Here is a 22,355-nt window from a genome sequence, read left to right as displayed (position 1 = left end):
CAAGGGGAGAGGGAGATTACTTCTTCTCTTCGCGGATGACCCAAAGCTTGAAGGTCGCGCGAACCTCCGGGTGGAGCTTCACGGCGACGTCGAAGCCGCCGATGCTCTTGATCGGGGCCTCGAGCTCGATCAGGTGCTTGTCGATGCTCAAGCCTTGTTGGCGGAGGGCGGCGGAGATTTCGGTCTTGGTGACCGAGCCGAAGAGCCGGTCGCCGGCCCCGACGCCCTTGGACAGGGTGATCTCGAGGCCGCTCAGGCGGGCGGCGACCTCGTCGGCCTTGCCCTTGGCCTTGGCCTGGTTGGCCTCGATCGCCTTCTTGTGGGCCTCGACGGCCTTGAGGTTGCCGGCGTCGGCCAAAACGGCCTTCTTCTGCGGCAAAAGGTAGTTGCGGCCGTAGCCGTCGCGGACTTTCACGACCTCGCCGGCCTTGCCCAGGCTGGGGACGTCCTCGCGGAGGATGACTTGCATGACTTACTCCTTCTTTTGCAACCTTCTAAAGTCGAACCAAGAGTCGAAAAAGCCGAAGGCTACGAGCAAAAAGCTCAAGGGTTGAAAAAACAAAACCAAGATCGCGTAGAACAAGAGCCGCAGCATCGGCGACAGGTTCCAACGACCCAAATAAAAGGCGACGATCGCCAAGCCTTGGAAAAGGTAGACCAATCCAAAGACGATGAAAGCGTTGATCGCCAAAAGCCTCAGGGTCTCGCCCTTCACGACGTAGACGTCGAGGGCCAAGAGCAGCCCGCAACCGATCAGGATCCAAACGCCGGCGAAGGGAAAGCGCCAGCGCTGGAGGTTCCCGACCGAGGGAAACCAGGCCACTTTGGCTCCGAAGAGCCGCCGAGCCACCACCACGTTGAGCCAGACGACGAAGATCAACATGTTGAAGATCATCGCCGGCAGCAAGCGCACCGCGTAAAAGGCGATGCTCGGAGCGTGGCTTCGGATCAGCGACCACTGAAGCTCCATCTCTTCACTTCCCTGCGGAACCTTCGAGACCTCCTCGAGGAGGCGGACGAAGTAGGCTTCCATCCCTTGGACAAAGCCCGACCAGTTCCCGGCGGTGTAGAGCAGGAGCCAGGAAAGCAGGCAGAGCGCGAGGATCCCGACGGTCTGCCCCACCAGCCGGGTCATCCGATAAGGCTGGGGCTCGAACTCGCCGAGCAAGGCGCCGAGCAGGGTGAAGAAGAGATAGTAGACAATGCCAAAGATCGCCGGGTTCCACGTCGAGCCCGGACCGGCCAGACCCAAACCGGGAACCCAAAAGAAAAATTTCATGGCCTGCTCGAAGCCGTAATTCTCCGAGAAATACGGCACCAGGCCTTCGTAAACCAACCAGAGCAGAGCGGTCGGGATCAGCACCGCCACCAAGCTCTTGAGCTGCCGCCCCTTGCGGTAAGCGTAAAGCACCGGCAAGGGAGTCAACCAAACCAAGAGGCCGCTCAAGTAGAGAGCCAGCGAGATCAGCCCCAGCCAAAGCGCTCCCTTCCAACCCAGGGCTTCCCGGGGAAGAGCGAGGTCTCGGACTGGAGACTCCAAGCTCGTCATCGCGCCGCCGCCCCTTAAGCGTGGGTGGCGGTGAAGGGAATCAATGCCAGCACCCGGGCCCGCTTCACCGCGGTGGTCAAGGAGCGCTGGTGCAAAGCGCAGTTGCCGGTGATGCGGCGGGGGATGATCTTGCCCCGCTCGGTGATGAAGAGGCTCAGCATCTTGGGATTCTTGTAATCCATCCGCACGTCTTTGTCGGCGCAGAAGCGGCAAACCTTGCGGCGGCTGAAGCTGCGTTTGCGGGATTTTCCTCGATTGTAAGGAGGCATGGCTTTTTCTCCGTCGCTAAAAGGTTATTCGGGGCTCTCTTCGCCCATCGCTTCGTCGGCGGCGGGCGGGGCGGCTTCATGACGGCGATCGCCGTAACGCTCGCGCGGCGGGTAGCGGTCGTGGCTCGGTTCCTCGCGGACCAATTCCTCGGGCGCGATCGGGGCTTCGCCGGCGCGGGCCAGCCGTTCCTCGACGTTGACCTTTTCCTCGACTTGGACGGTCAGGAACTTGAGCACCCGGTCGTCGTTTTTCAGGATGCGCTCGATCTCGGCGATCGAGAGGCCTTTGTCGAGGTATTGCAGGTAAAGATATTGAGCTTGCTGGAATTTTTCGACCTTGTAAGCCAAGCGCCGCTTGCCCCAATCGACGTGGTGCAGGACCTTGCCTTCGGCCTTTTCGATGATGTCTTGGACTTTATCCTTGAGAACCTTGACCTGGTCAGTGGGCAGGTCGGGCTTCAAGACGTAGATCGTCTCGTACTCGCGCATGTTTCCTCCTTATGGACTATTTCACTGCGCAAATTCTTGCGAATTTGCTGCGCGGCTCGGCCAAGCCGAGCCTTGCGTTTTGCGTTGGCCCCCTCCGTAAAAAGGGAGCAAGAAGGACGATTTTTTTGGCTATTGCTAGCCAGGTTGCCTTCTATTCACGATCCTCATCGCGGCGTCAAGCCCCGATTTGACGAAGGTTTCGGCCCCTTCCAGAGCCAAGGGAAGCACCTCTTCCTCGAAAATCCGCTTTTCCTCGCCCCGGAAAGCCGCCAGGACGTGGTCGGCCCCCTTCCCTTGGGCCTGAGGCCGGCCGATTCCCACTCGCAAGCGGCAGAAATCGTGATGCCCAATCGCCTCGATGATCGAGGCCACCCCCTTTTGGCCGGCGGCGCTGGCCGCCCTTTGGGCCTTCATCCGGCCCAATGGCAGGTCGAGCTCGTCGTGGATGACCATAAGGTCCCCGCCTTCGAGCTTGAGGAAATGGAACCAAGGGCCGACGCATTGGCCGCTCAAGTTCATGTAAGTCTGGGGCTTGACCAGGAGGACCTTCTCGCCCTCGACCAGGCCTTCGGCGTAAAGGCCGTCGAATTTCTTTCGGCCGAAGTCCATGCCCCAACGGTCGGCCAAGCGCTCGACGAGAAAAAACCCGACGTTGTGCCGGGTTTTCTCGTACTCTTTGCCGGGATTTCCGAGTCCGACCAGGAGCTTCGGCATGGCGGCTTACTTCTTTTCCTTCTTCTCTTCCTTCTTGGGAGCTCCGGCCGCGGCCTCGCCCTCGCCTTCGGCCGGCTTCTTGGCGGTCAGGACCTCGGGCTGGACGACTTCGGTCGCCGGGGTCTCCACGACCTCTTCGACCGGCGCCACGACCGCGGCGATCGTCTCGTCGGAGCCGGGCGCGACCTCGATGCCCTGCGGGAGCTTGATGTCATGAAGGTGGAGGCTGTCGCCGATGTTCAAGTTGGAGACGTCGGCCTCGAGGAATTGGGGGATCGCCGTCGGCAAGCAGTTGACCTTCAGCGTCCGAGTGATGTGCTCGAGGATGCCGCCTTCCTTCACGCCGGCCGCCTTTCCGACCAAGTGAATCGGAACCTCGATGCTGACCTTCTTGGTCAGGTCGATCTTGAAGAAGTCGACGTGAGTGAATTTGCGGTCGATGACGTGGGCTTGATAATCCTTCACGATGACCGGCACTTTGCCCTGACCTTGAATCTCGAGGTCGAAGAGGACGTTGATGCCGGCGCCGGTGCTCACCACCTTGGTGAAGTCGCGGAGGTTGACCTGTAGCAGCGTCGCCGCTTGGCCTTGCCCGTAGAGAACCGCGGGAATGGCGCCCTTGGCGCGAAGTTGACGGGCCACGCCCTTGCCGACTTTGTCGCGGGGGGTGGCGGTGAGTTGTTGGCGTTCCATAAGCTACTCCTTCAAAACTAAACGAACAGGGACGACACCGAATCGCTGTGGTTGATGCGGCGGATGGCTTCGCCGAGCAGGCCGGCCATCGAGAGCACCTTGATCTTGGGGTGCTGCAAAACTTCTTCGGGTTGGTGAATGGTATTGGTCACGACCAGCCCCGACAAGACCGAATTTTTGATTCGCTCCAGCGCCGGGCCCGAGAGCACGCCGTGGGTCGCCAGCGCGAAGATGCGCTTGGCGCCGTTATCGGCCAAGGCCTTGGCGGCTTGGGTCAGGGTGCCGGCGGTGTCGACCATGTCGTCGACGATGATCGCGGTCTTGCCCTCGACCTCGCCGATGACGTTCATCACTTCCGAGACATTGGGGCCGCTGCGGCGCTTGTCGATCATGGCCAGGCCGGCCTCGACCCGCTTGGCGTAGGCCCGGGCCCGCTCGGTTCCGCCGGCGTCGGGCGAGACGATGACCAAGTCGTTCATCAAGTTTTCCTTGATGTACTCGAGCAAGATCGGCGTGGCGTAAAGGTGGTCGAAGGGAATGTTGAAGAACCCTTGAATCTGGCCGGCATGGAGGTCGACGGCCAGGACCCGATGGGCGCCGGCGGCGGTGATCAGATCGGCCACCAGCTTGGAGCTGATCGGAGTCCGCGGCTGAACCTTGCGGTCCTGGCGGGCGTACCCGTAATAGGGAATGACCGCGGTGATCCGCTCGGCCGAGGCCCGCTTGAGGGCGTCGATCATGATGAGCAGCTCCATGAGGTGCTCGTTGGCCGGCCGCGAGGTCGGCTGGATGATGTAGACGTCCTTGCCGCGGACGTTCTCGTCGATCTCGACCCAAACTTCGGCATCGGAGAACCGCTTCACCTGGGCCTTGCCCAAGTGGGTGCCCAAGTAAGCCCCGATCTCCTGAGCCAGGGGACGGTTGGCGTTGCCGGCAAAAATCATGATGTCGTCGGGCATCTGCATGGTTTCACCAAAAACTGTTGGGGCGGTAGGATTCGAACCTACGAATGCCGGAATCAAAATCCGGTGACTTACCGCTTGTCTACGCCCCAATTCGCAGTCTCGGCAAAGCCGAGCCTGCTAAAGCCCAGGGGGAGTTACCGCCTCCCCCTTCAACCCCCATCGGTTATGGTGGGGCTATATTTTTTTCCAGCCAAATCTCCCCTCTTTTGGGGGCTGAAGGGGGAGAAGTTTCGCCCCCTGGGCTTTAGCGCTTCCGGGCTTGCTCCGGGAGCGCGAATAAAGGCGTTGGGGGATACAACGGCGGGGTTTAAGCTGTCAATATTTCGATGATTTATAGCAAGGGGCTTTAGCCCCGCTCCTCAATCATCCGGAGCGGCGTAGTCCTCGGGCTTGATTTGGTCGGGGGTCTTGGACTCGACCTTGGGGCCCTCTTCGCGGGGAGGATGGGGATGAGCCAGGTCTTTTTCCTTCTCGTAGCAGTCCAGGACCACCTTTTCGATCTTGGACCGGAACTCGTTGTTCAGGGGATGGGCGATGTCCTTGAAAGTGCCGTCTTTGCGCTTTTTTGAGGGCATGGCCACGAAGAGGCCGGTGTTGCCATGAATCACTTTCAAGTCCCGGACGACGAAGCAGTCGTCGAATGTGACCGTGGCATAGGCTTTCAACTTCTCTTCGTTGACGGGAAAAACACGGACTTCGGTGATTTCCATGGCTGCCCTCGGAAAGCAGAAGGTTTCGTGCTCGATTCGAGAGGACTTCTAACTATACACCAAGGCCTAGGGCCGAAATATCAAAATTTGGAGAAAAAGCCCGGAAAACGAGGGGGTTTTGCAGGATTTGATAGCGGTCAGGCAGCCTCGAGATTTTCCGCCATGAAGATTTTCCAGTCCCTTTGAGCCTTTTTTTCCATCCTTTCAAAGGCTTTGGCGAGCTTCACCTTGTCGGCGAAAATCCCGAAAACCGTGGGGCCGCTGCCGGTCATCATGCTGGCCAGGGCGCCCAGTTTCAGCATCTCGTCCTTGATCTCGCCGACGATGGGAAATTCCTTGATGGTGACCTTTTCCAGGTCGTTGTGGAGGATCTTGGCGACGTCCTTCTTGGTCCGGTAGATGTTGGGGACCTCGGTGTTGCCATTGCACTTCATGTTCTCGAGCTGGAACTTGCTGTAAACCCAGTCGGTCCGCACCGAAATGCTGGGATTGACAATTAAAAACAACAGCTTAGGCATTGCCTTGACCTTCTTCAGCTGCTCGCCGATGCCCTCGGCCAGTGCCGGGCCTTCGAAGAGGAAGAACGGCACGTCGGCGCCGACTTTCAAGCCGATTTTCATCAGCTTTTCCTTGGGCAGCTTGAGCTTGAGCAGGTGATTGATGCCCTTGATGACGGTGGCGGCATTGCTCGATCCACCCCCCATGCCGGCCGCGACCGGGATCATTTTCTTGATATGGACCTCGACCCCGACGTTTCGGCTAGAATAGGCCAGAATCTCTTTAACGGCTTTAAAAGCGATATTGCTTTCGTCGGTGGGCACCCCCTCGTGGTCGCAGGTGACCGTGATGCCCTTTTCGACGATTTTCATCTCGATTTCGTCGGCCAGGCTGACCCTTTCCATGAGGGACCGGAGCTCATGGTAGCCGTCGGACCGTTTTCCGACGATGTCGAGCCGAAGATTGACTTTTCCGGGAGAAAGCAAGGAGATGCTTTGCATGGACCGGCCTTATATAGAAGTAAAATAACCCTGTCAATACGCTATTTTACCATTGCTTTGCTAGAATGCACCTGATACTGTGCGCCGCTTTTTCGAGCAGCTCTTGGAGTCCCGATGCCTAAGTCAAAGCCCACGGCCCTGACCCAGAAGAACCCCGGCAAACTGGCCCAGCTCATCCGTTTGCGGGAGGGCTACGTCCAAAGCAGCGACGGCACCGACATTTATTATAAGTCGGTCGGCTTCGGCTTTCCCATCATGCTTTGCAACGGGATGGGGGTCTCGACCTTTTTTTGGAAGTACTTGGAGAACGCCTTCAAGAACCATTTCCAGGTCATCACCTGGGACTACCGGGGCCATGGCCGCTCGGCCCCGCCCAAAGACCCCGAAAACGTCAGCGTCCAGGCCCTGGTCGAGGACTGCAAGGCCGTCATCGACGAGCTCAAGATCAAGAAGGCCCTCTTCATCGGCCACAGCCTCGGCACCCAAGTGGTCTTGGAGTTCTACCGCCGCCATGCCCGCCACGTCGCGGGCCTCGTCTCCTGTTTGGGAACCTTCGGCCGGCCGATGGATTATTTTTATAATTCGCCGCTTTCCAAGTATATCTTCGAAATCTTCACCGCTTTGGGAGTGCTCTTTCCGAAGCCCAGCAATTTCCTCAGCCAGCTCCTGATCCGCAACCCCTTCTGGTATCAATTGGGCGGCTTGCTCAAGATGATCAACACCGGGATGGCGAGCAAGGCCGACGCCCAGCTCTACGTCGACCACATCTTGAGCCTCGAGCCCTCCTTCTTCGTGAAGCTGAGCCGCAGCGTTCAAAACCACAGCGCCGAGGACATGCTGAAGAAGATCAAGGTCCCCACCCTGATCATCGGCGCCGACAACGACACCTTCACCCCGGTTTGGCTGGCCAAGAAGATGCACCGGGTGGTGCCGAAGTCCGAGATGATCATCATCAAGAACGGCAGCCACGCCGCCTTGGTCGAGCAGCCGGAGCTGATCAACTTGCGGATCGAGAAGTTTCTGCGGGAAAGAATCCTGCCTTATAACACGGTCGGCAAGGACCCACTGGCCAAGCTGGCCGAAGAGGCCTCCTGAAGCCGCCGCGGCCGGGCTAAGCGTTTTCCTTCCCGCCCGAATCCTCCTCCAGCAGATGCCGAAAGTCGGATAAGTGCAATTCCAAGGATTCCAAGGCGTCGCCGATCAGCAGGGCCAGAGTTTTGGCCGGAGCCAGCCGGCGATCCTCGGCCCATTGCCGGAGAATCTTGCAATTGGTCTCCAATAGCGAAAGCTCCCGATAGAGAACCTTGAAATGGACTCGGGTCGTTTCCTTCGGCACCTGAATCATGAGGCGATTCCTTTCTGGATGTTCTTCAACATGGCCCTTTCCTGGCGGATCCGCTCGGCGATGCTTCGGCAGACCGTGTCGCAAATGGCCGTGATGTTGGGGTCGGATATCTTGTAAAAGACCGAGGTTCCGTTCTTGCGGAAGGCGACGATGCGGCCCGCCGTCAACAGGGCCAGGTGCCGGGAGACGTTCGATTGGTTGGCGCCGGTCTCCTCGATGATTTCGGAGACGGTCTTTTCGCCGTCGTGCAGGCAACGCAAGATTTTCAGCCGGGTCGGCTCGGCCATGTTTTTCAAAAAAACCGCCACTTGATCCAAGGTCTCGTCGGTCAGGGTCCTCATCGGCGCTGCTTCCTCTTGTCGTTAAAAATGATTATATTACTATATGTGCATATTATGATTGATTGAGCAACGGCGAAACGCTAGGGCGGGGCTTCCCCGGAAAGGCCTATGGGACCAAAAGAAAACAAGAAGGACGCCGGCCGAGTCCAGCCGGCCTTCGCCCCCAAACTATTCTCCACCTTGAAAAACTACAGCCTGGCCCTCTTCTGGGGGGACTTGTCGGCCGGGGTCACCGTCGGCATCGTGGCTCTTCCCCTGGCCATCGCCTTCGCCATCGCCTCGGGCGTCACTCCCGACCGGGGCTTGACCACGGCAATCGTCGCCGGCTTCCTCATCTCCTTATTGGGCGGGTCGCGGGTCCAGATCGGCGGGCCGACCGGCGCCTTTGTCGTGATCGTCTACGGGATCGTGCAGCGTTACGGGGTCAATGGGCTGCTGATCTGCACGCTGCTGGCCGGAGCCATCCTCATCCTGATGGGAGCGCTGCGGCTGGGCACCGTCATCAAGTTCATCCCCTACCCGCTCACCGTCGGCTTCACCGCCGGGATCGCGGTGGTGATCTTCTCCTCGCAGATCAAGGATTTCTTCGGGATCCGAACCGAGGCCCTGCCCGCCGATTTCATCGAGAAATGGGCGGTCTACTTCAAGACTTTCCACACCGTGGATGGGAAGACGCTCGCCATCTCCCTGCTCTCGCTGGCGATCATCCTGCTTTGGCCCCGGCTCGACGGCAAATTCAGCCGGCGAGTCCCGGGCTCGATCGTGGCCATCCTCGCGGTGACGGCCTTGGTCCACCTTTTCCACATTCCGGTCGAGACGATCGGCTCGAGGTTCGGCTCGATCCCCGCCGGGTTGCCCCAGCCGACCTGGCCTCAATTCAGCCTGGAGGAGTTGAAGGGCCTGATCGGCCCCGCCTTCACCGTCGCCCTGCTCGGAGCCATCGAGTCGCTGCTTTCAGCCACCGTGGCCGACGGGATGATCGAAAGCCGGCATCGCTCCAACACCGAGCTGATCGCCCAAGGCATCGCCAACTTGGCCGCACCGATCTTCGGCGGGATTCCGGCGACCGGCGCCATCGCCCGAACCGCGACCAACGTCAAGAACGGCGGCCGGACTCCGGTCGCCGGGATGATCCACGCCGCGACCCTTTTCCTGATCGTCCTGCTCTTCGGCCGTTGGGCCAGCCTGATCCCGCTTTGCGTCCTCGCCGCCATCCTCATGGTGGTTTCCTACCACATGAGCGAGTGGCACGCCTTCAAGACCCTCCTGCGGGCGCCGCGAATGGACGTGTCGGTCATGGTGGCCACCTTTCTCTTGACGGTCTTGGTCGACCTCACGGTGGCGGTGGAGATCGGCATGCTGATGGCCGTCATCCTCTTCATGAAACGGATGACCGACGTGACCACCGTGAAGGAGATCACTCGGGAGCTCCGAGGCGAAAGCTTCGACAAGGAAGAAGAAGAGCGGGAATCGTTGGCCCGCCGCATTCCCAAGGACGTCGTGGTCTACGAAATGGAGGGGGCTTTCTTCTTCGGCGCGGCCGAGCTGCTCCGCGACACCCTCAACATCGGGCAAACCCCGCCTCGGGTCCTGATCCTGCGGCTGCGCCACGTGCTGGCGCTGGACGCCACCGGCCTCCGGGCCCTGCGCGACCTCCGCGCCCAATGCCTGCGCAACAAAACCCAGCTCCTCCTCTCCGGGACCCATGTCCAACCGCTCTTTGCCATGGAAAAGTCGGGCTTCGTCGAGGAGATGGGGCGGAGCAACATCCTGGAGAACATCGACGAGGCCCTGAAGCGGGCCGAGGAGATTCTCGCCGGCCAGTAACGTCATTCTGAGCGGCCACTGTCATCCTGAGCGAAGCGAAGGATCTGCGACCTGCCATGGCGCTTTGAAAAGACCAATCTCCTTCGGGTCATCCTAAGGGGATTCCGGAGAGGCGAAGGGACCCCTGAGTCCCAAAGTTTCTTGGCCAGTCGCAGATCCCTTGTGCCCGTAGTTTGGGTATTCGCTTCGCTCAGGATGACAAATGACGGGGATGCCGACGGGTCAGGCCTTCCGGAATTCGAGCTCGCCGGCGCCCTTTCCGACTTGGGTCTTGCCGACGTCGGCCACGATATTGTCGCCCTCGCCGAATTCGCCGGCGAGCAGCTTCATCGCCAGCGGATCCTGGAGGTATTTCTGGATCGCCCGTTTCAAGGGCCGGGCGCCGTAAACCGGGTCATAGCCGTGCTCGGCGATGAATTTGCGGGCCGGCTCGCTGAGCTCGAGCTTGATCTTGCGGTCGGCCAAGAGCTGATCGAGGCGCTTGAGCTGGATGTTGACGATCCGCTCGATCTGCTGCTCCTTCAGCGAGTGGAAAATGACGATCTCATCGATCCGGTTGAGGAACTCCGGCCGGAAATGGCCGCGCAGGGCTTCCATCACCCGCCGCTCCATCTCCTCCTCGCTCTGGCCCTTCAGCTCGGTGATGTATTGAGAGCCGATATTGCTGGTCATGATCAGGACGGTGTTCTTGAAATCGACGGTCCGGCCCTGGCCGTCGGTGGCCCGGCCGTCATCGAGGATCTGGAGCAAAACGTTGAAAACGTCGGGATGGGCCTTCTCGACCTCGTCGAAGAGCAGGACCGAATAGGGCCGGCGCCGCACCGCCTCGGTGAGCTGGCCGCCCTCCTCGTAGCCGACGTAGCCCGGCGGCGCGCCGATCAAGCGCGAGACCGAGTGTTTCTCCATATACTCGCTCATGTCGATGCGGATCATCGCGTGCTCGTCGTCGAACAGGAACTCGGCCAAGGCTCGGGCGGTTTCGGTCTTGCCGACGCCGGTCGGCCCCAGGAAGAAGAAGGAGCCGATCGGGCGATTGGGATCCTGAAGTCCGGCGCGGGCCCGGCGGACCGCGTTGGCGACCTTGGATAAGGCCTCGTCCTGGCCGACCACCCGCTCGCGCAGCCGGTCTTCCATCCGCAGCAGCTTGTCGATCTCGCCTTCCATCATCTTGGAGACCGGAATCCCGGTCCATTTGGCGACCACCTCGGCCACGTCCTCGGCGTCGACCTCTTCCTTCAGCATCTTCCGGTCTTTTTGCAGCTCGGCCAGCTTTTGGTTGAGGGCGGTCAATTCCTTTTCCAGGCCCGGCAATTGGCCGTACTTCAATTCGGCGGCCCGGTTGAGGTCGCCGGCGCGCTCGGCCTTCTCGGTCTCGATCCGGACCTGCTCGATCTTTTCCTTGGTCTGGCGGATCCTGCCGATGGCCTCTTTCTCGTTCTTCCAGTGGGCCTTGAGGGTCTGGCTCTTCTCGCGCAGCTCGGCCAAGTCCTCCTGGAGCTTCTCGAGGCGCTCCTTCGAGGCCGGATCCTTTTCCTTCTTGAGGGCCTGCTCCTCGATCTGAAGCTGCATGATCCGGCGCTCGATCTCGTCGATCTCGGTCGGCATGCTGTCGATCTCCATCCGCAGGCGGCTGGCGGCCTCGTCGATCAGGTCGATGGCCTTATCCGGCAGGAAGCGGTCGGTGATGTAGCGGTGAGAAAGGGTCGCGGCGGCGACCAAGGCGCTGTCCTGGATCCGAACGCCGTGGTGGACCTCATAGCGCTCTTTCAAGCCGCGGAGGATCGCGATCGTGTCCTCGACGCTGGGCTCGCCGGCGAAGACCGGCTGGAAGCGGCGCTCCAAGGCCGGGTCCTTCTCGATGTGCTTGCGGTATTCGTCCAAGGTCGTGGCGCCGACGCAGCGCAGCTCGCCGCGGGCCAGGGCCGGCTTCAGCATGTTGGAGGCGTCCATCGCGCCCTCGGCCGCGCCGGCACCGACCAAGGTATGGAGCTCGTCGATGAAGAGGATGACCTCGCCCTCCGATTCCACGACTTCCTTGAGCAGGGCCTTGAGGCGGTCTTCGAATTCGCCGCGGTACTTGGTCCCGGCCAACAAGCCGCCCAGATCGAGGGCCACCAAGGTCTTGTCGCGGAGGCTCTCCGGCACGTCGCCGTTGACGATGCGCTGGGCCAAGCCCTCGACGATGGCGGTCTTGCCGACGCCGGGCTCGCCGATCAGCACCGGATTGTTCTTGGTGCGCCGCGAAAGCACCTGCATGACCCGCCGGATCTCGTCGTCGCGGCCGATGACCGGGTCGAGCTTGCCGCGCCGGGCCAGGTCGGTCAGGTCGCGGGTGAAGCGCTTGAGCGCCTGGTATTTGGCTTCGGGGTTTTGATCGGTCACCCGGTGGGAGCCGCGGATCTCCAGCAGAGCCTTGAGCAGGGAGTCGCGGCTCAGCTTATGCGATTGGAGCAGCCGGCCGGCCGCACCGCCCGATCCGTCGAGCATGGCCAAAAGCAAATGCTCGGTGCTGACGTACTCGTCCTTCAGCTTGGTCGCCTCTTGATGGGCGTTTTCCAAAACTTTCTTGAGGTTGGTCGAAAGATACTCGCCGCTTCCCCCGCTGACCTTGGGCAGGCGCTCGATGTCGCGGAGCAGCTCCTCCTTGAAACCGGCGAGGTTGACGCCGTGGCGCTGCAAGATGGGGCCGACCAGGCCCTCGTCTTGTTCGATCAAGGCCAGCAAGAGATGCTCCGGCTCGACTTGTTGATTGCCATGCTCGGCGGCCTTGTGCTGAGCCTCGAGCACCGCTTCTTGAGCTTTAATCGTGAATTTATCCAGGCGCATGAAGAATCCTTTTTGCTCAAATGGGACCCCTGAACACCGGGTCAAGACACGGCCAATAATTTTAATAATTTTGAACAAATCCTGAAAAGAATATTTATCGTTCGCCCGCCGATCCGCTACAATCGGGCCCTCCCATGGATGTGGTCGCTGAGCAAAGCTCCTTCATGGAGCAGTTATTGGAAATAGAAGAATCCCTGTAGGGGCGCCCCTTGCGGGTGCTCAATGCGAGGAGTCGGCGACCGCCGCAGATTGGGCACCCGCAAGGGGTGCCCCTACAAGGGCCGGTGCATCAGTTTGGCGCGTCGGTGCCAGGAGTAGCCGATATAGGCGATGCCGGCCAAGAGGGCGGAGATGATCGCGCCCAGGACGATGACGCCCATGATGGCGCCCTTGGTGAGGGGGTTGTTGGGGTCCTTGTAGCAAACGCCGCAAGCCTCGGCCCAGGGGCCTTGGCTCAGGACCAAGCCAGCCGCGAAGAGCGAGACCAGCATCGGGGTGAGCTTGGGGTATTTCTTCAAGAACCAGCGGAAATAGACGGTGAGCAGGACCGCGCCGGCGGCGCCGAGCAGGGCCAATCCGATGCCCATCAGGTCGCCGGTCGCCTTGAAGTCGTAGATCCCCCAGACGATCATGAAGACCGACAGGAGACCGGAAACGGCGATGAAGAAGAGATGGAATCCACGCAAGGACATAACTTCAATCAATGATGGCCGGTGGCGACCGGCGCCGCAACTCCGATGATCCGGAGCATGTTAATATCGGTGAAAAAAGTGATAAAGATCAGCACCAGGAAGAATACCACCGTGAAAGCCAGGATGCTATAGAGCACCTTGTTCTCGGAGATCAGATGCATGAAGAAGGCCGCAACCAAGCCGGCCTTCAGCGTCGCGATGGCCATCGCGATGATGATGTGCATCGTTCCGCTGACCTGGAGATGGGAGGCCCACACGGTCACCAGGGTCAGCACGGCCAGGGCCAGGAAGACGAAAATGTAAATCTTGATATGCTTGAGCATTTCCTCGGTATGGGCGTGATCCATGGAAATCTCCTATAAAAGGTAAAGAGCCGGGAAAAGAAAGATCCAAACCAAGTCGACGAAGTGCCAATAGAGGCCCGCGGCCTCGACCCGGCCGGTGAACATCTTGGGATTGTCCTTGAAGCCTTTGCCGACGGTGAACAAGAAATAGGCGTTGACCAAGACTCCGCCGAGGATGTGGAGCCCGTGAAGGCCGGTCAAGGTGAAGTAAATGCCGTAGAAGTTGTCGCTCGAGGGATAGTGGCCGTGGTGGAACTTGGCGGTGTACTCGAAGTACTTGATGACCAAGAAGACGAGGGCCAGGATGATGGTCACCGCCATGTATCCGCGGAAGCGGCCGATCTTGTTCATCACCAAGGATGCCCAGGCCATGACCATCGTCACCGAGGAGGTGATCAGCACCATGGTGTTGACCGTGGCCAGCGGGACGTTGAGCAGCTCGGGACCGTGGGGCCAATGGGACGCGCCGGTGCGGAGCAGGATGTAGGCCGAGAAGAGCCCGCCGAAGAGCATCACCTCGGTGGCGAGGAAAAGCCAGATCGCCAGCTTGGAGTTGGTCATCCCCGTCACCGGATGGGGAGTCTCGATATAGTGGATCAGTCCTTCGGACATTTCATTCTCCTAATCTAAAAACTTAAGCTTTGCCCGGAACGTGCTGGGGCGAAAAATCCTCGCTCTCGCCGGGAACGCTGTACTCGTAGGGCCCGCGGTAAACCACCGGCTCCTGCAGGAAGTTGCCATGGGGCGGCGGAGTCGGGGTCGCCCACTCCAAGGTCGTCGACTGCCAGGGGTTGTCCCCGGCCTTCTTGCCCCACTTCAGGCTCAGGAAGAAATTCAGGATGAAGATCAGCTGGGCGGCGCCGAGGCACCAGGCCGAGATCGAGATGATCACGTTCAGGTTCTGGATCGCCAGGCCGTTGGCGTAGAAGGTCGGGTCGTAAAGCCGGCGGTTCAAGCCGGCGACGCCCTGAATCAACATCGGGAAGAAGACGCCGTTGATGGCCAGAAAGGAGAGCCAGAAGTGGGCCTTGCCCCAGAAGCGGCTCATCATCTTGCCGGTGGCCTTGGGATACCAATAGTAGATGCCGGCGAAGAGCGCGAAGAGCGTCCCGGGCGCCACCACGTAGTGGAAGTGCCCAATGACGTAATAGGTGTCGTGCAGGTAGATGTCGGAGGCGGTCAAGCCGAGCGGCAGGCCGGTCAAGCCGCCGATCGCGAACATCGGCAAAAAGGCCAGCGCGAAGTGCATCGGCAGGGTGAAGCGGATCGAGCCGCCCCACAGCGTCAGGATCAAGACCGTCAAGACGACGACCGAGGGCACCGAGATGATCATGGTCGTGATCTGGAAGAAATTGCTCATCGTCACGCCCATGCCGGTCATGAACATGTGGTGGGCCCAGACCAGGAAGGACATGAAGCCGAGGAAGAGCGCCGCGTAGATGATCGTCTTGTAGCCGTAGAGCGGCTTCCGGGTGTTGTTGACGATGACCTCGGTCACGATGCCGATCGCCGGCAGGATCAAGACGTAAACCTCGGGGTGGGCCAGGAACCAGAAGAGATGCTGCCAAAGCAAGGGATTGCCCTCGCCGGCCACCGCCAGCGGCTGGTTGCTGACCGAGAGGCCGGTCGGCAGGAAGAAGCTTGTTCCGGCGACCCGGTCCATCAGCTGGAGGACGCCCGCGGCCTCGAGCGGCGGGAAGGCCAGCAGCAAGAGGAACGAGGTGACGAACTGGGCCCAAACCAAAAAGGGCAGCCGGAAGAAAGTCAGGCCCTTGGCCCGGAGATGGATGATGGTGACCAAGATGTTGACCGAGCCGAGCAGCGAGGAGGTGATCAGGAAGATCATGCCGACCAACCACCAAGTCTGGCCCTCGGTCGCGATGACCGAGAGCGGCGGATAGCTGGTCCAGCCGGAGTTGGCCGCGCCGCCGGGCATGAAGAAGCTCGCCAGCATCACGACGCCGCCGACGAAGTAAACCCAGTAGCTGGCGGCGTTTAATTTAGGGAAGGCCATGTCGGGCGCGCCGACCTGGAGCGGGACCAAATAGTTGCCGAAGCCGCCGACCGCCAGCGGGACGACGCCCAAGAAGATCATGATGGTGCCGTGCATCGCGCCGAGCGAGTTGTAGAACTCGGGCAGCATGACGCCGCCGGGCATGCCTTCGCCGAGCAAGTTGCCGATCAAGGGCAGCGGCTCGCCGGGATAGGCCAGTTGCCAGCGCATCAGCATCATCAAGCAGAAACCGAAGAAGAGGAAGCAAAGCGCGGTGACGGTGTATTGGATGCCGATGACCTTGTGGTCGACCGAGAAGATGTACTTCTGGATGAAGTTCAGCTCGGGATGGGCGTGGTGATGGTCGGCCTCGTGGCCGGCGACGGCGGTGTGATCGATATGACGTTTTTGTTCCATGGTTAAACCTCGCCCTTTTTGGCGTCCTTGGCGGTTTCCTCAGCGGCGGCCTTGGGCTTGAAATCTCGCGATTGCTCGGCCAGCCACTTCTTGAAGTCCTCCGGCGAATCGACGGTGATGGTGCCCTTCATCAGGCTATGACCGACGCCGCAAAGCTGGGAGCAGACGATGTCGAAGGTTCCGGTCTTGGTGGCTTGGAACCAAATCGGCACTTCCATGCCGGGGACCGCGTCCTGCTTGAGCCGCAAAATCGGCACGCCGAAGCTGTGAATGACGTCCTTGGCGGTGATGTGGCTGATCACCGGATGGTTGACCGGGAGGTGGAACTGGTTGACCGCGACCACGTCATCCCAAGCCGCCGGGTCCTTGGCGTCGACGCCCATCGGATTGCTGTCGCTCATCAGCTTGGGATCGATCTTGCCGAGCTTGCCGTCCTCGCCGGCGTATTGAATGTTCCAGACGAACTGTTGGCCCTGAACCCGGGTCAAGAGCGCGTCCTTCTCGGCCGGAAAGCCGGTCTTGTACTTCGACCAGACCGGGAAGGAGAGGCCGACCAGCATGAAGACCTCGACCAGGACGACGGCGACTTCGGCGTACTTCGGCAGCTTGCTCTTGTTGGACTCGTAACTGGCTTTGTGGCCTTCGCGCTTGCGGTATCGGATGAGGCAATAGAGGAGAAAAATTCCCCAGGCCACGAAGAGGAAAATCATGAACCCGTGAAGCACGTAGATCAGGTTGTCGATCTGAGCCCCGTGGGTCGAATAGTCCGGGGGCAACCCGTAACCATAGTTGATTGGTTCCATCGAAAAGTCCTTTAATTTTGGATACTTAGGCCAGGCGTGGGAACCCCGCACAAGCGCGAAATCGAAGGCCTGGTAACACGCCCGCTTAAACCCGTCAAGCTATTGAATTCCTTGGGATGAGGCGAGTTTACGCAAGGAAAAAGGGCGGCGCAAGAGCGGTCGTTCCGCTTACTTCTTCCACTTGATCGAACAACCCATCGAGGGCTGTTGCTTGGCGGGCGGGGCCTCGCCCTTTAGCAAGAGATCGAGGGCCGCCGCCAGCTCGCGCTGCTGGACTTTGTCAGACTCCTGCCAATGGTCGTCGATCCGGCCATGATAGAAGAGCCGCCGGCCGCCATCGAAGACGTAGAGATCCGGCGTGCAGACAGCGTCATAGGCCTTGGCGACCTCCTGGCTCTCGTCGATGAGATAGGGGAAGCCGTAATTCTTCTTTTGCCAGCGCTCCTTCAGTTTGGCCGGCGCGTCTTCGGGATAATCGGTGGGATCGTTGGAGCAAATTCCGACGAAGGAGATGCCCTGGGGCTGATATTCGCGGGCCAGGGCGAGGATTCGATCTTCGACCGCGACGACGTAGGGACAATGGTTGCAGATGAACATCACTACCAAGCCCTTGGCGTCGTCGAAATCTTTCAGGGAATAGACTTTACCTTCGACCGAAGGCAGGGAAAAATCGGGCGCCGGGCTGCCCAGCGCGATCTCGGTGGATTTGAGCAAGACCATGGCGAAATATGAACATCAAGACCGCTACTACCGCAAGGCCAAAGAGCTGGGCCTGCCCTCGCGGGCCAGCTTCAAGATCGAGGAGATGATCGCCAAACACAAGCTGGTGAAGGCCGGCGATTGGGTCCTCGACCTCGGCGCCGCGCCCGGCGGTTGGAGCGTCATCCTGGCCAAGGCGGTCGGCGCCAAGGGCCGAATCCTGGCCATCGACCTCGAGCCGCTGGCCAAGCGGGCCGGCGGGATCATCGAATTCCTCCAAGCCGACATCTATGGTTCGGAGGCCGAGGCCTGGCTGGCCGAGAAGCTCGGCGAGCGCCGGGTCGACGCCATCTGCTCCGACATGTCGCCCAAGCTCACCGGCATCCCCTTCAAAGACGCCTACCTTTCCCACGAGCTGGTCCAAAAGGCCGCCGCCTTGGCCGGGCGCTGGCTCAAGCCCGGCGGCAACTTCGTCGCCAAGCAATTCCCCGGCGCCGAGTTCGCCGCCGACGTAAAAAAGCTGCGCCAGAGCTTCAAAGCACTCAAGGTCTTCGAGCCCGAATCTTCGCGGAAGACCTCCAAGGAGGTTTATATCTTGGGGTTGGGCTTTCGAGCCGAGTCATCCTGAGCAGCCTCGTCATCCTGAGCGAAGCGAAGGATCTGCGACTGCCCAAGAGACTATGAGCTTCAAGGCCCCTTCGTCTCTTCGAAATCCCGTAAACGGCCCGAAGAGGCTCGGAACTTTCAAAGACCCTTGGTGGGTCGCAGATCCTTCCCCCCAGTCTCACTCGAACCTCGCGGCGTTCGACTGGGGCCCCTGCTCAGGATGACCCCTTGCAGATGGCGAAATTTTAAGCAAATTTCCTTCGGGATTTTCACTTTGAGGCCTATAATCGGGTCCGCTCCAAGGAAGGCTTCTCTATATGGTATCTCGTCTACTCCTGGCTTTGGCTCTCTTGATCCCCTTCGCCGGCCCGCTGCGGGCCGAGGAAGTTCAGCTCCCCGAAAAAGAAATGCTGAGCCTCATCAACAAGGCCTCGGGCGGCATCGAGCTCTACAGCACGCCCGACATCCCGGTCGAAAACCGCAACCAGTTCGACTTGAACGACGACGGCGTCGCCGAGTGGTTCATCGTCCCCAAGACCGCCTGCGGCGAGACCAACAACTGCCAATTCTTCGTCATCAGCTACGAAAAGAAAAAGAAGAAATGGCGGGTCATCCTCAAGGCCGACGGCAAGCTGACCAGCCTCTCGCCCTGGGGCGTCATCATCGTCCCCCACAAGACCAAGGGCTACACCGATCTGCTGACCGTCTTCGACATGGGTCCCGAAAAGGGCGGCGGCCGCTCGCTCTCCCGCGGCGTCTACGTCTGGGACGGCAAGAATTACATCCGCTCGACCGCGGCCTTTCCACCGCCCGACGCCTCGCCCGACTTGCTTTCTTTCCTGAAGGAAGTGGACAAGCTGCGGCACGAGCGCGGCGTCGGCAAGCCGGTCGTTGATTAAAGGGCAAACCTCGGCTTTGCCGAGGTGCGCAGCAAATTCGAAGAATTTGCGAAGTATAATCAACTCAAAGGAGCTCCCTTGGAAAACGCCAATCCGCCACCACCCCCACCGAGCGGCGGCATTCAGTTCATCCAGGCCTTCCGCTTCCTCTTCGACCAGCCCAATGCCCTGATCAACATCTTGCTGGCGGCGGTCATGCAGATCATCCCGATCGTCGGCGGCATCGTCCTGATGGGCTGGTACTGCGAGATCATCCAACGCCTGATCAAGCGCCATCCCTCGCCGATCCCCAAGCTCGACTTCGGCGACTTCGTCTATTGGCTGGGCCGGGGCGTGGTGCCCTTCCTGGTGGTCTTTCTGCTGACCCTGCCCCTGACGCTGGTCATCATGGTCGTTGTCTTCGCCGGCATGTTCGGCGGCGGGATCTTGATGGCCAGCCTCCAGCGCAGCGGGGCCGAGCCCTCCCCGCTTTTCCTCTTCGGCGGCATCGGTTTGATGGCCTTGATAATCCTCGCGATCATCTTGCCGATGAACGTCCTCCTGATGTCGGCCTTGCTGCGGGCCGAGCTCACCGAGGATTTCGGCAAGGCCTTGCAGCTGGGCAAGATCTGGAATTTCGCATGCCGGACTTGGAAGGATTTCGTCGTCGTCTACATCGTCGTCACGCCGGTCTTCCTGGTGATGATGTTCGCCGGCATGCTCTTCCTCTTCGTCGGCATGTACTTGGTCATCGTCATGCTCAACTTCACCTATCTTCATTTGCGCTGGCAAATTTACGAGCGGTACTTGCGGAGCGGCGGCGAGCCGATTCCGCTCCAGACCAAGAGCGGACCGATTCCCTCGGAAACCCCGAAGGCGGCGCCGCCCCTGCCCACGCCCGCACCCCAAGGGTAGGGGCGCCCCTGGCGGGCGCCCGATCTACGGTGATTGTCCCTGCCTTGGGCACCCGCAAGGGGTGCCCCTACGAAAGCGCCGAAGCATGGCGGCCGGCCACGGCGCCGGTCGCGATCGAGACGCCGGCGGCGCAGTGCTCTTGGGCCGGATTGAAGCCGGTCAGGATGGCGCCGGCCGCGAAGAGGTTGTCGTAGGCGATTTGACCGTCGCCATCGAGCGGTTGGGCGAAGGAGTTGATCCGCAGGCCGGCGGTCAGGAAGGGCTGGGAGATCGCCGGATCGCGGCGGGTGACCTGGGGCATGGACTGATGCTTCAGCAGCTTTCCCTCCAGCCAAATCGGCAGGCCGAAGAGCGGCTCGCGCCACTGCCGGCGGCGCTTGATGCCGCCGCCCAAATACTTCCCGCCGGCCAGGACGAAGGCCGAGGCCCGGAGCCGATGGCGCTGCTCCTCGCTGTGCAGGTAGAGAGCTTTGAGCTTGCGGCCCTCGGCATCGAAGCCGACCGCCTCGGCCTCGATCTTCTCGAAAGACTCATGATCGAAGAAGCGCTCGATGGCGCGGTGGAGACGAAGGCCGGGCACGCTCATCGGCGTCGCCAAAGTCTCGGCCACCTTGAGCTTGGTGATTTTGCCCAGGGCTTCGACGATGTGCCGGGTGTTCTCCAGGCCCAGCAGCGGCGGCAGCAGGATTCGGTCGTAGACCTTGCCCTCGAGGTAGCCGACCAGCTCTTGGCCGAAAGCGACGAAATTTTCCTCCCGGTCCAGAGCCTCGGCGATCTCGACCGCGGTGAGCGAAGCTCGGCCGCTGACGCCGGGCACCGCCATCTCGAGGCTGCCGGCGAACTCGAGGTGGCTGAAAGGCTGCTTCTCCTGCTGCTCGAGCAGCGAGCGCCGGATGAATTCGCCGCGAAACTTCGGAAAACCTTCGAAACCGACGACCAGGGCCTTGGCCCGGCGCCAGCTCCGCAGATCGGCTTCGCGCATCGAGGATTGAACCCAGGCGCTGGGCTTGACCGTGCCGAGGTCGTTGACCATGGCCATCGCTCCGGAGTCGGAGCTCGACATCTCCAAGGGAAGGGTTCGGGCGGCCCGCTCCAGCGCCTGGTGGATGAAGTCGCTGGATTCGTCCAGCCCCAAGCCGCGGCCGATCACCGAATAAGGATGCTCTTCCCGGCTGCGGAGAATTTCGCGCAGCGCCACCTTGGCCTCCGGCCACTCGGCCCAATCCTCGGTCGAACTCCGGGAGGTCGCGGCCAAGTCCCAGGCCCCGGAATTGAGCGCGCTGGCGCCGGGGGCCCGGGCCACGATGGTCACTTGAAGGCCGGACTCGCGCAGCTCGAGGGCCGCGGCATAGGCGGCGAGCCCACCGCCGAGGATGGCGATGTCGGTGCTAAGTTCTATAATCTTCTCCCATCAATATATCCCTCTCCCCTCGCGGGAGAGGGTGCCCGAAGGGCGGGAGAGGGGTGTGGCAAAGCAAGCACTCTCTTAACAATTGCTGGCATCAAGACAACGCGTGCCCTGCCACGCCCCCTCTCCCGGCCTCGGTCTTCGACCGAGGCCATCCTCCCCCGCAAGGGGGGAGGTAAGATTGTCGGGCCTACGACCCATTTAAACACCCCACGTTGTAGTAGGTCGCGGCGCAGAGCTCTTCCTGCTGCAGCGAAACGCCGTCGAGGACCGGCGCCCTTCCCTTCCAGCTCTTGGCCATGAAGGCCTTGAGCTGCTCGAAGGTTTCTTTGGCGCTCCAGCCCAATTCCTCGCCCAGGATCTGGGCCCCCATCATGAAGCAGCGGGTGCCTTCGCAGGGACCTATCGAGAAGCGGGTTCGCCGCCGCAGGTCGCCCAAGGTCCGGGCCCATTCGTGGCGGACCGCGTAACGCAGCTCGCATTCCAACACCGGCTCGCATTGGCAGATCAAGTTGCCCATCGTCGGCCGCTCCCGAGCCTGCTCCAAGATCCGGACGGCTCGGGCGCCATGGCGGTAGACCAGGCGGTTCACCGCGAAAAGTGGAACCCGAAACTCCTTGGCCAAAGCCTCGGGATCGACGGTGCGCTCGCCGCCGGGCAAGGGCACCTGGTGGGTCCGGCAAGGCGCGATCCGGCCGAGCTTGTGGCAGATCAAGTCGACGGCTTCCTGCGCCATCAGGCGATAGCTGGCGAGCTTGCCGCCGGCGATCGAAAGGAAGCCGGGCAAGCGGTCGCGGGCTTCGTGGTCGAAGATCGCGTGCTCCCGGCTCAAGTCGTCCTCGTACTCGCCGCGGTGGTAGAGGGTCGGCCGGAC

General features: G+C 60.8%; 25 protein-coding genes and 1 tRNA gene. 5 read left to right on the top strand and 21 right to left on the bottom strand.

The window, feature by feature from the left end; genetic code table 11:
• Nucleotides 1-16 precede the first annotated feature (16 nt).
• The 10 genes from rplI to ispE form a co-directional block, all read right to left on the bottom strand.
• Nucleotides 17-469: a 50S ribosomal protein L9 gene (gene rplI, locus VJR29_01270; GenBank protein HKY62025.1), complete on the bottom strand. Its 453-nt coding sequence runs from the start codon at nucleotides 467-469 to the stop codon at nucleotides 17-19.
• Nucleotides 470-472: 3 nt separating this feature from the next.
• The gene (locus VJR29_01265; protein HKY62024.1) at nucleotides 473-1,549 is read right to left on the bottom strand and encodes a DUF2232 domain-containing protein; all 1,077 of its coding nucleotides are present in this window, start codon (nucleotides 1,547-1,549) and stop codon (nucleotides 473-475) included.
• A 14-nt stretch (nucleotides 1,550-1,563) separates the two neighbouring features.
• Nucleotides 1,564-1,818 (bottom strand): 30S ribosomal protein S18, encoded by a 255-nt coding sequence (gene rpsR / locus VJR29_01260; GenBank protein HKY62023.1) that lies wholly within the window; start codon nucleotides 1,816-1,818, stop codon nucleotides 1,564-1,566.
• A gap of 24 nt (nucleotides 1,819-1,842) precedes the next feature.
• Nucleotides 1,843-2,307 carry a 30S ribosomal protein S6 gene (gene rpsF / locus VJR29_01255; protein ID HKY62022.1) on the bottom strand — a complete coding sequence of 155 codons (465 nt, stop codon included), beginning with the start codon at nucleotides 2,305-2,307 and terminating at the stop codon, nucleotides 1,843-1,845.
• Between the two features lie 135 nt (nucleotides 2,308-2,442).
• The gene (pth, locus tag VJR29_01250; protein ID HKY62021.1) at nucleotides 2,443-3,021 is read right to left on the bottom strand and encodes an aminoacyl-tRNA hydrolase; all 579 of its coding nucleotides are present in this window, start codon (nucleotides 3,019-3,021) and stop codon (nucleotides 2,443-2,445) included.
• Between the two features lie 6 nt (nucleotides 3,022-3,027).
• The gene (locus VJR29_01245) at nucleotides 3,028-3,714 is read right to left on the bottom strand and encodes a 50S ribosomal protein L25/general stress protein Ctc (protein HKY62020.1); all 687 of its coding nucleotides are present in this window, start codon (nucleotides 3,712-3,714) and stop codon (nucleotides 3,028-3,030) included.
• A gap of 17 nt (nucleotides 3,715-3,731) precedes the next feature.
• The gene (locus VJR29_01240) at nucleotides 3,732-4,673 is read right to left on the bottom strand and encodes a ribose-phosphate pyrophosphokinase (GenBank protein HKY62019.1); all 942 of its coding nucleotides are present in this window, start codon (nucleotides 4,671-4,673) and stop codon (nucleotides 3,732-3,734) included.
• 23 nt (nucleotides 4,674-4,696) lie between these two features.
• A tRNA-Gln gene (locus VJR29_01235) sits at nucleotides 4,697-4,768 on the bottom strand.
• 270 nt (nucleotides 4,769-5,038) lie between these two features.
• Nucleotides 5,039-5,389 (bottom strand): septation regulator SpoVG, encoded by a 351-nt coding sequence (gene spoVG / locus VJR29_01230; GenBank protein ID HKY62018.1) that lies wholly within the window; start codon nucleotides 5,387-5,389, stop codon nucleotides 5,039-5,041.
• A gap of 137 nt (nucleotides 5,390-5,526) precedes the next feature.
• On the bottom strand, nucleotides 5,527-6,387 hold the full coding sequence (gene ispE, locus VJR29_01225; GenBank protein HKY62017.1) for a 4-(cytidine 5'-diphospho)-2-C-methyl-D-erythritol kinase: 861 nt from the start codon (nucleotides 6,385-6,387) through the stop codon (nucleotides 5,527-5,529).
• 114 nt (nucleotides 6,388-6,501) lie between these two features.
• On the opposite strand from ispE, the gene VJR29_01220 reads away from it, so the two are divergent.
• Nucleotides 6,502-7,482 (top strand): alpha/beta hydrolase, encoded by a 981-nt coding sequence (locus VJR29_01220; protein HKY62016.1) that lies wholly within the window; start codon nucleotides 6,502-6,504, stop codon nucleotides 7,480-7,482.
• Nucleotides 7,483-7,498: 16 nt separating this feature from the next.
• Here VJR29_01220 and VJR29_01215 read toward each other — a convergent pair whose 3' ends face one another.
• Both VJR29_01215 and VJR29_01210 read right to left on the bottom strand, forming a co-directional pair.
• Nucleotides 7,499-7,732, bottom strand: coding sequence for a hypothetical protein (locus VJR29_01215; GenBank protein ID HKY62015.1), 234 nt, complete (start codon nucleotides 7,730-7,732; stop codon nucleotides 7,499-7,501).
• Nucleotides 7,729-8,073 (bottom strand): metalloregulator ArsR/SmtB family transcription factor, encoded by a 345-nt coding sequence (locus tag VJR29_01210; GenBank protein ID HKY62014.1) that lies wholly within the window; start codon nucleotides 8,071-8,073, stop codon nucleotides 7,729-7,731. The genes VJR29_01215 and VJR29_01210 overlap by 4 nt, the downstream gene beginning before the upstream one ends.
• Before the next feature lie 108 nt (nucleotides 8,074-8,181).
• On the opposite strand from VJR29_01210, the gene sulP reads away from it, so the two are divergent.
• A complete protein-coding gene (gene sulP / locus VJR29_01205; GenBank protein HKY62013.1) occupies nucleotides 8,182-9,900 on the top strand; it encodes a sulfate permease in 1,719 nt (572 codons plus the stop codon).
• 222 nt (nucleotides 9,901-10,122) lie between these two features.
• Here sulP and clpB read toward each other — a convergent pair whose 3' ends face one another.
• The 7 genes from clpB to VJR29_01170 all read right to left on the bottom strand — a co-directional run bounded on the left by clpB (nucleotide 10,123) and on the right by VJR29_01170 (nucleotide 17,695).
• On the bottom strand, nucleotides 10,123-12,726 hold the full coding sequence (gene clpB, locus VJR29_01200; GenBank protein ID HKY62012.1) for an ATP-dependent chaperone ClpB: 2,604 nt from the start codon (nucleotides 12,724-12,726) through the stop codon (nucleotides 10,123-10,125).
• A gap of 272 nt (nucleotides 12,727-12,998) precedes the next feature.
• The gene (locus VJR29_01195) at nucleotides 12,999-13,418 is read right to left on the bottom strand and encodes a hypothetical protein (GenBank protein ID HKY62011.1); all 420 of its coding nucleotides are present in this window, start codon (nucleotides 13,416-13,418) and stop codon (nucleotides 12,999-13,001) included.
• Nucleotides 13,419-13,426: 8 nt separating this feature from the next.
• Nucleotides 13,427-13,765 carry a cytochrome C oxidase subunit IV family protein gene (locus VJR29_01190; protein HKY62010.1) on the bottom strand — a complete coding sequence of 113 codons (339 nt, stop codon included), beginning with the start codon at nucleotides 13,763-13,765 and terminating at the stop codon, nucleotides 13,427-13,429.
• A gap of 9 nt (nucleotides 13,766-13,774) precedes the next feature.
• Nucleotides 13,775-14,374 carry a cytochrome c oxidase subunit 3 gene (locus tag VJR29_01185; GenBank protein ID HKY62009.1) on the bottom strand — a complete coding sequence of 200 codons (600 nt, stop codon included), beginning with the start codon at nucleotides 14,372-14,374 and terminating at the stop codon, nucleotides 13,775-13,777.
• A 22-nt stretch (nucleotides 14,375-14,396) separates the two neighbouring features.
• Entirely contained in the window at nucleotides 14,397-16,172 is a 1,776-nt protein-coding gene (locus VJR29_01180; GenBank protein HKY62008.1) for a cbb3-type cytochrome c oxidase subunit I, read from the bottom strand.
• Between the two features lie 2 nt (nucleotides 16,173-16,174).
• Nucleotides 16,175-16,975, bottom strand: coding sequence for a cytochrome c oxidase subunit II (gene coxB, locus VJR29_01175; GenBank protein HKY62007.1), 801 nt, complete (start codon nucleotides 16,973-16,975; stop codon nucleotides 16,175-16,177).
• A 168-nt stretch (nucleotides 16,976-17,143) separates the two neighbouring features.
• Complete coding sequence (locus VJR29_01170) at nucleotides 17,144-17,695, bottom strand: thioredoxin family protein (protein HKY62006.1); 552 nt, start codon at nucleotides 17,693-17,695, stop codon at nucleotides 17,144-17,146.
• Here VJR29_01170 and VJR29_01165 point away from each other — a divergent pair.
• From VJR29_01165 to VJR29_01155, 3 genes are all read left to right on the top strand, one after another.
• Nucleotides 17,694-18,302 carry an RlmE family RNA methyltransferase gene (locus VJR29_01165; protein ID HKY62005.1) on the top strand — a complete coding sequence of 203 codons (609 nt, stop codon included), beginning with the start codon at nucleotides 17,694-17,696 and terminating at the stop codon, nucleotides 18,300-18,302. The genes VJR29_01170 and VJR29_01165 overlap by 2 nt on opposite strands.
• Nucleotides 18,303-18,597: 295 nt before the next feature.
• The gene (locus VJR29_01160) at nucleotides 18,598-19,179 is read left to right on the top strand and encodes a hypothetical protein (protein HKY62004.1); all 582 of its coding nucleotides are present in this window, start codon (nucleotides 18,598-18,600) and stop codon (nucleotides 19,177-19,179) included.
• Nucleotides 19,180-19,257: 78 nt separating this feature from the next.
• The gene (locus VJR29_01155) at nucleotides 19,258-20,073 is read left to right on the top strand and encodes a DUF4013 domain-containing protein (protein ID HKY62003.1); all 816 of its coding nucleotides are present in this window, start codon (nucleotides 19,258-19,260) and stop codon (nucleotides 20,071-20,073) included.
• A 67-nt stretch (nucleotides 20,074-20,140) separates the two neighbouring features.
• On the opposite strand, the gene VJR29_01150 is transcribed toward VJR29_01155, so the two are convergent.
• Both VJR29_01150 and VJR29_01145 read right to left on the bottom strand, forming a co-directional pair.
• Nucleotides 20,141-21,448, bottom strand: coding sequence for an FAD-binding protein (locus VJR29_01150; GenBank protein ID HKY62002.1), 1,308 nt, complete (start codon nucleotides 21,446-21,448; stop codon nucleotides 20,141-20,143).
• A 223-nt stretch (nucleotides 21,449-21,671) separates the two neighbouring features.
• The coding region (locus VJR29_01145; GenBank protein ID HKY62001.1) for a glycerol-3-phosphate dehydrogenase C-terminal domain-containing protein at nucleotides 21,672-22,355 on the bottom strand (684 nt) is incomplete at its 5' end.

Source organism: bacterium, assembly GCA_035281585.1.
Taxonomy (GTDB): Bacteria; UBA10199; UBA10199; order DSSB01; family DSSB01; genus DATEDP01.
Note: the sequence above shows the minus strand (reverse complement) of the source record. Positions and strands in the feature narration are given on the sequence as shown.

Bases quoted from the DNA above. Each gene is read 5' to 3' on its own strand.
- rplI (HKY62025.1), bottom strand. From the start codon at position 469: ATGCAAGTCATCCTCCGCGAGGACGTCCCCAGCCTGGGCAAGGCCGGC.
- VJR29_01265 (HKY62024.1), bottom strand. From the start codon at position 1,549: ATGACGAGCTTGGAGTCTCCAGTCCGAGACCTCGCTCTTCCCCGGGAA.
- rpsR (HKY62023.1), bottom strand. From the start codon at position 1,818: ATGCCTCCTTACAATCGAGGAAAATCCCGCAAACGCAGCTTCAGCCGC.
- rpsF (HKY62022.1), bottom strand. From the start codon at position 2,307: ATGCGCGAGTACGAGACGATCTACGTCTTGAAGCCCGACCTGCCCACT.
- pth (HKY62021.1), bottom strand. From the start codon at position 3,021: ATGCCGAAGCTCCTGGTCGGACTCGGAAATCCCGGCAAAGAGTACGAG.
- VJR29_01245 (HKY62020.1), bottom strand. From the start codon at position 3,714: ATGGAACGCCAACAACTCACCGCCACCCCCCGCGACAAAGTCGGCAAG.
- VJR29_01240 (HKY62019.1), bottom strand. From the start codon at position 4,673: ATGCCCGACGACATCATGATTTTTGCCGGCAACGCCAACCGTCCCCTG.
- spoVG (HKY62018.1), bottom strand. From the start codon at position 5,389: ATGGAAATCACCGAAGTCCGTGTTTTTCCCGTCAACGAAGAGAAGTTG.
- ispE (HKY62017.1), bottom strand. From the start codon at position 6,387: ATGCAAAGCATCTCCTTGCTTTCTCCCGGAAAAGTCAATCTTCGGCTC.
- VJR29_01220 (HKY62016.1), top strand. From the start codon at position 6,502: ATGCCTAAGTCAAAGCCCACGGCCCTGACCCAGAAGAACCCCGGCAAA.
- VJR29_01215 (HKY62015.1), bottom strand. From the start codon at position 7,732: ATGATTCAGGTGCCGAAGGAAACGACCCGAGTCCATTTCAAGGTTCTC.
- VJR29_01210 (HKY62014.1), bottom strand. From the start codon at position 8,073: ATGAGGACCCTGACCGACGAGACCTTGGATCAAGTGGCGGTTTTTTTG.
- sulP (HKY62013.1), top strand. From the start codon at position 8,182: ATGGGACCAAAAGAAAACAAGAAGGACGCCGGCCGAGTCCAGCCGGCC.
- clpB (HKY62012.1), bottom strand. From the start codon at position 12,726: ATGCGCCTGGATAAATTCACGATTAAAGCTCAAGAAGCGGTGCTCGAG.
- VJR29_01195 (HKY62011.1), bottom strand. From the start codon at position 13,418: ATGTCCTTGCGTGGATTCCATCTCTTCTTCATCGCCGTTTCCGGTCTC.
- VJR29_01190 (HKY62010.1), bottom strand. From the start codon at position 13,765: ATGGATCACGCCCATACCGAGGAAATGCTCAAGCATATCAAGATTTAC.
- VJR29_01185 (HKY62009.1), bottom strand. From the start codon at position 14,374: ATGTCCGAAGGACTGATCCACTATATCGAGACTCCCCATCCGGTGACG.
- VJR29_01180 (HKY62008.1), bottom strand. From the start codon at position 16,172: ATGGAACAAAAACGTCATATCGATCACACCGCCGTCGCCGGCCACGAG.
- coxB (HKY62007.1), bottom strand. From the start codon at position 16,975: ATGGAACCAATCAACTATGGTTACGGGTTGCCCCCGGACTATTCGACC.
- VJR29_01165 (HKY62005.1), top strand. From the start codon at position 17,694: ATGGCGAAATATGAACATCAAGACCGCTACTACCGCAAGGCCAAAGAG.
- VJR29_01170 (HKY62006.1), bottom strand. From the start codon at position 17,695: ATGGTCTTGCTCAAATCCACCGAGATCGCGCTGGGCAGCCCGGCGCCC.
- VJR29_01160 (HKY62004.1), top strand. From the start codon at position 18,598: ATGGTATCTCGTCTACTCCTGGCTTTGGCTCTCTTGATCCCCTTCGCC.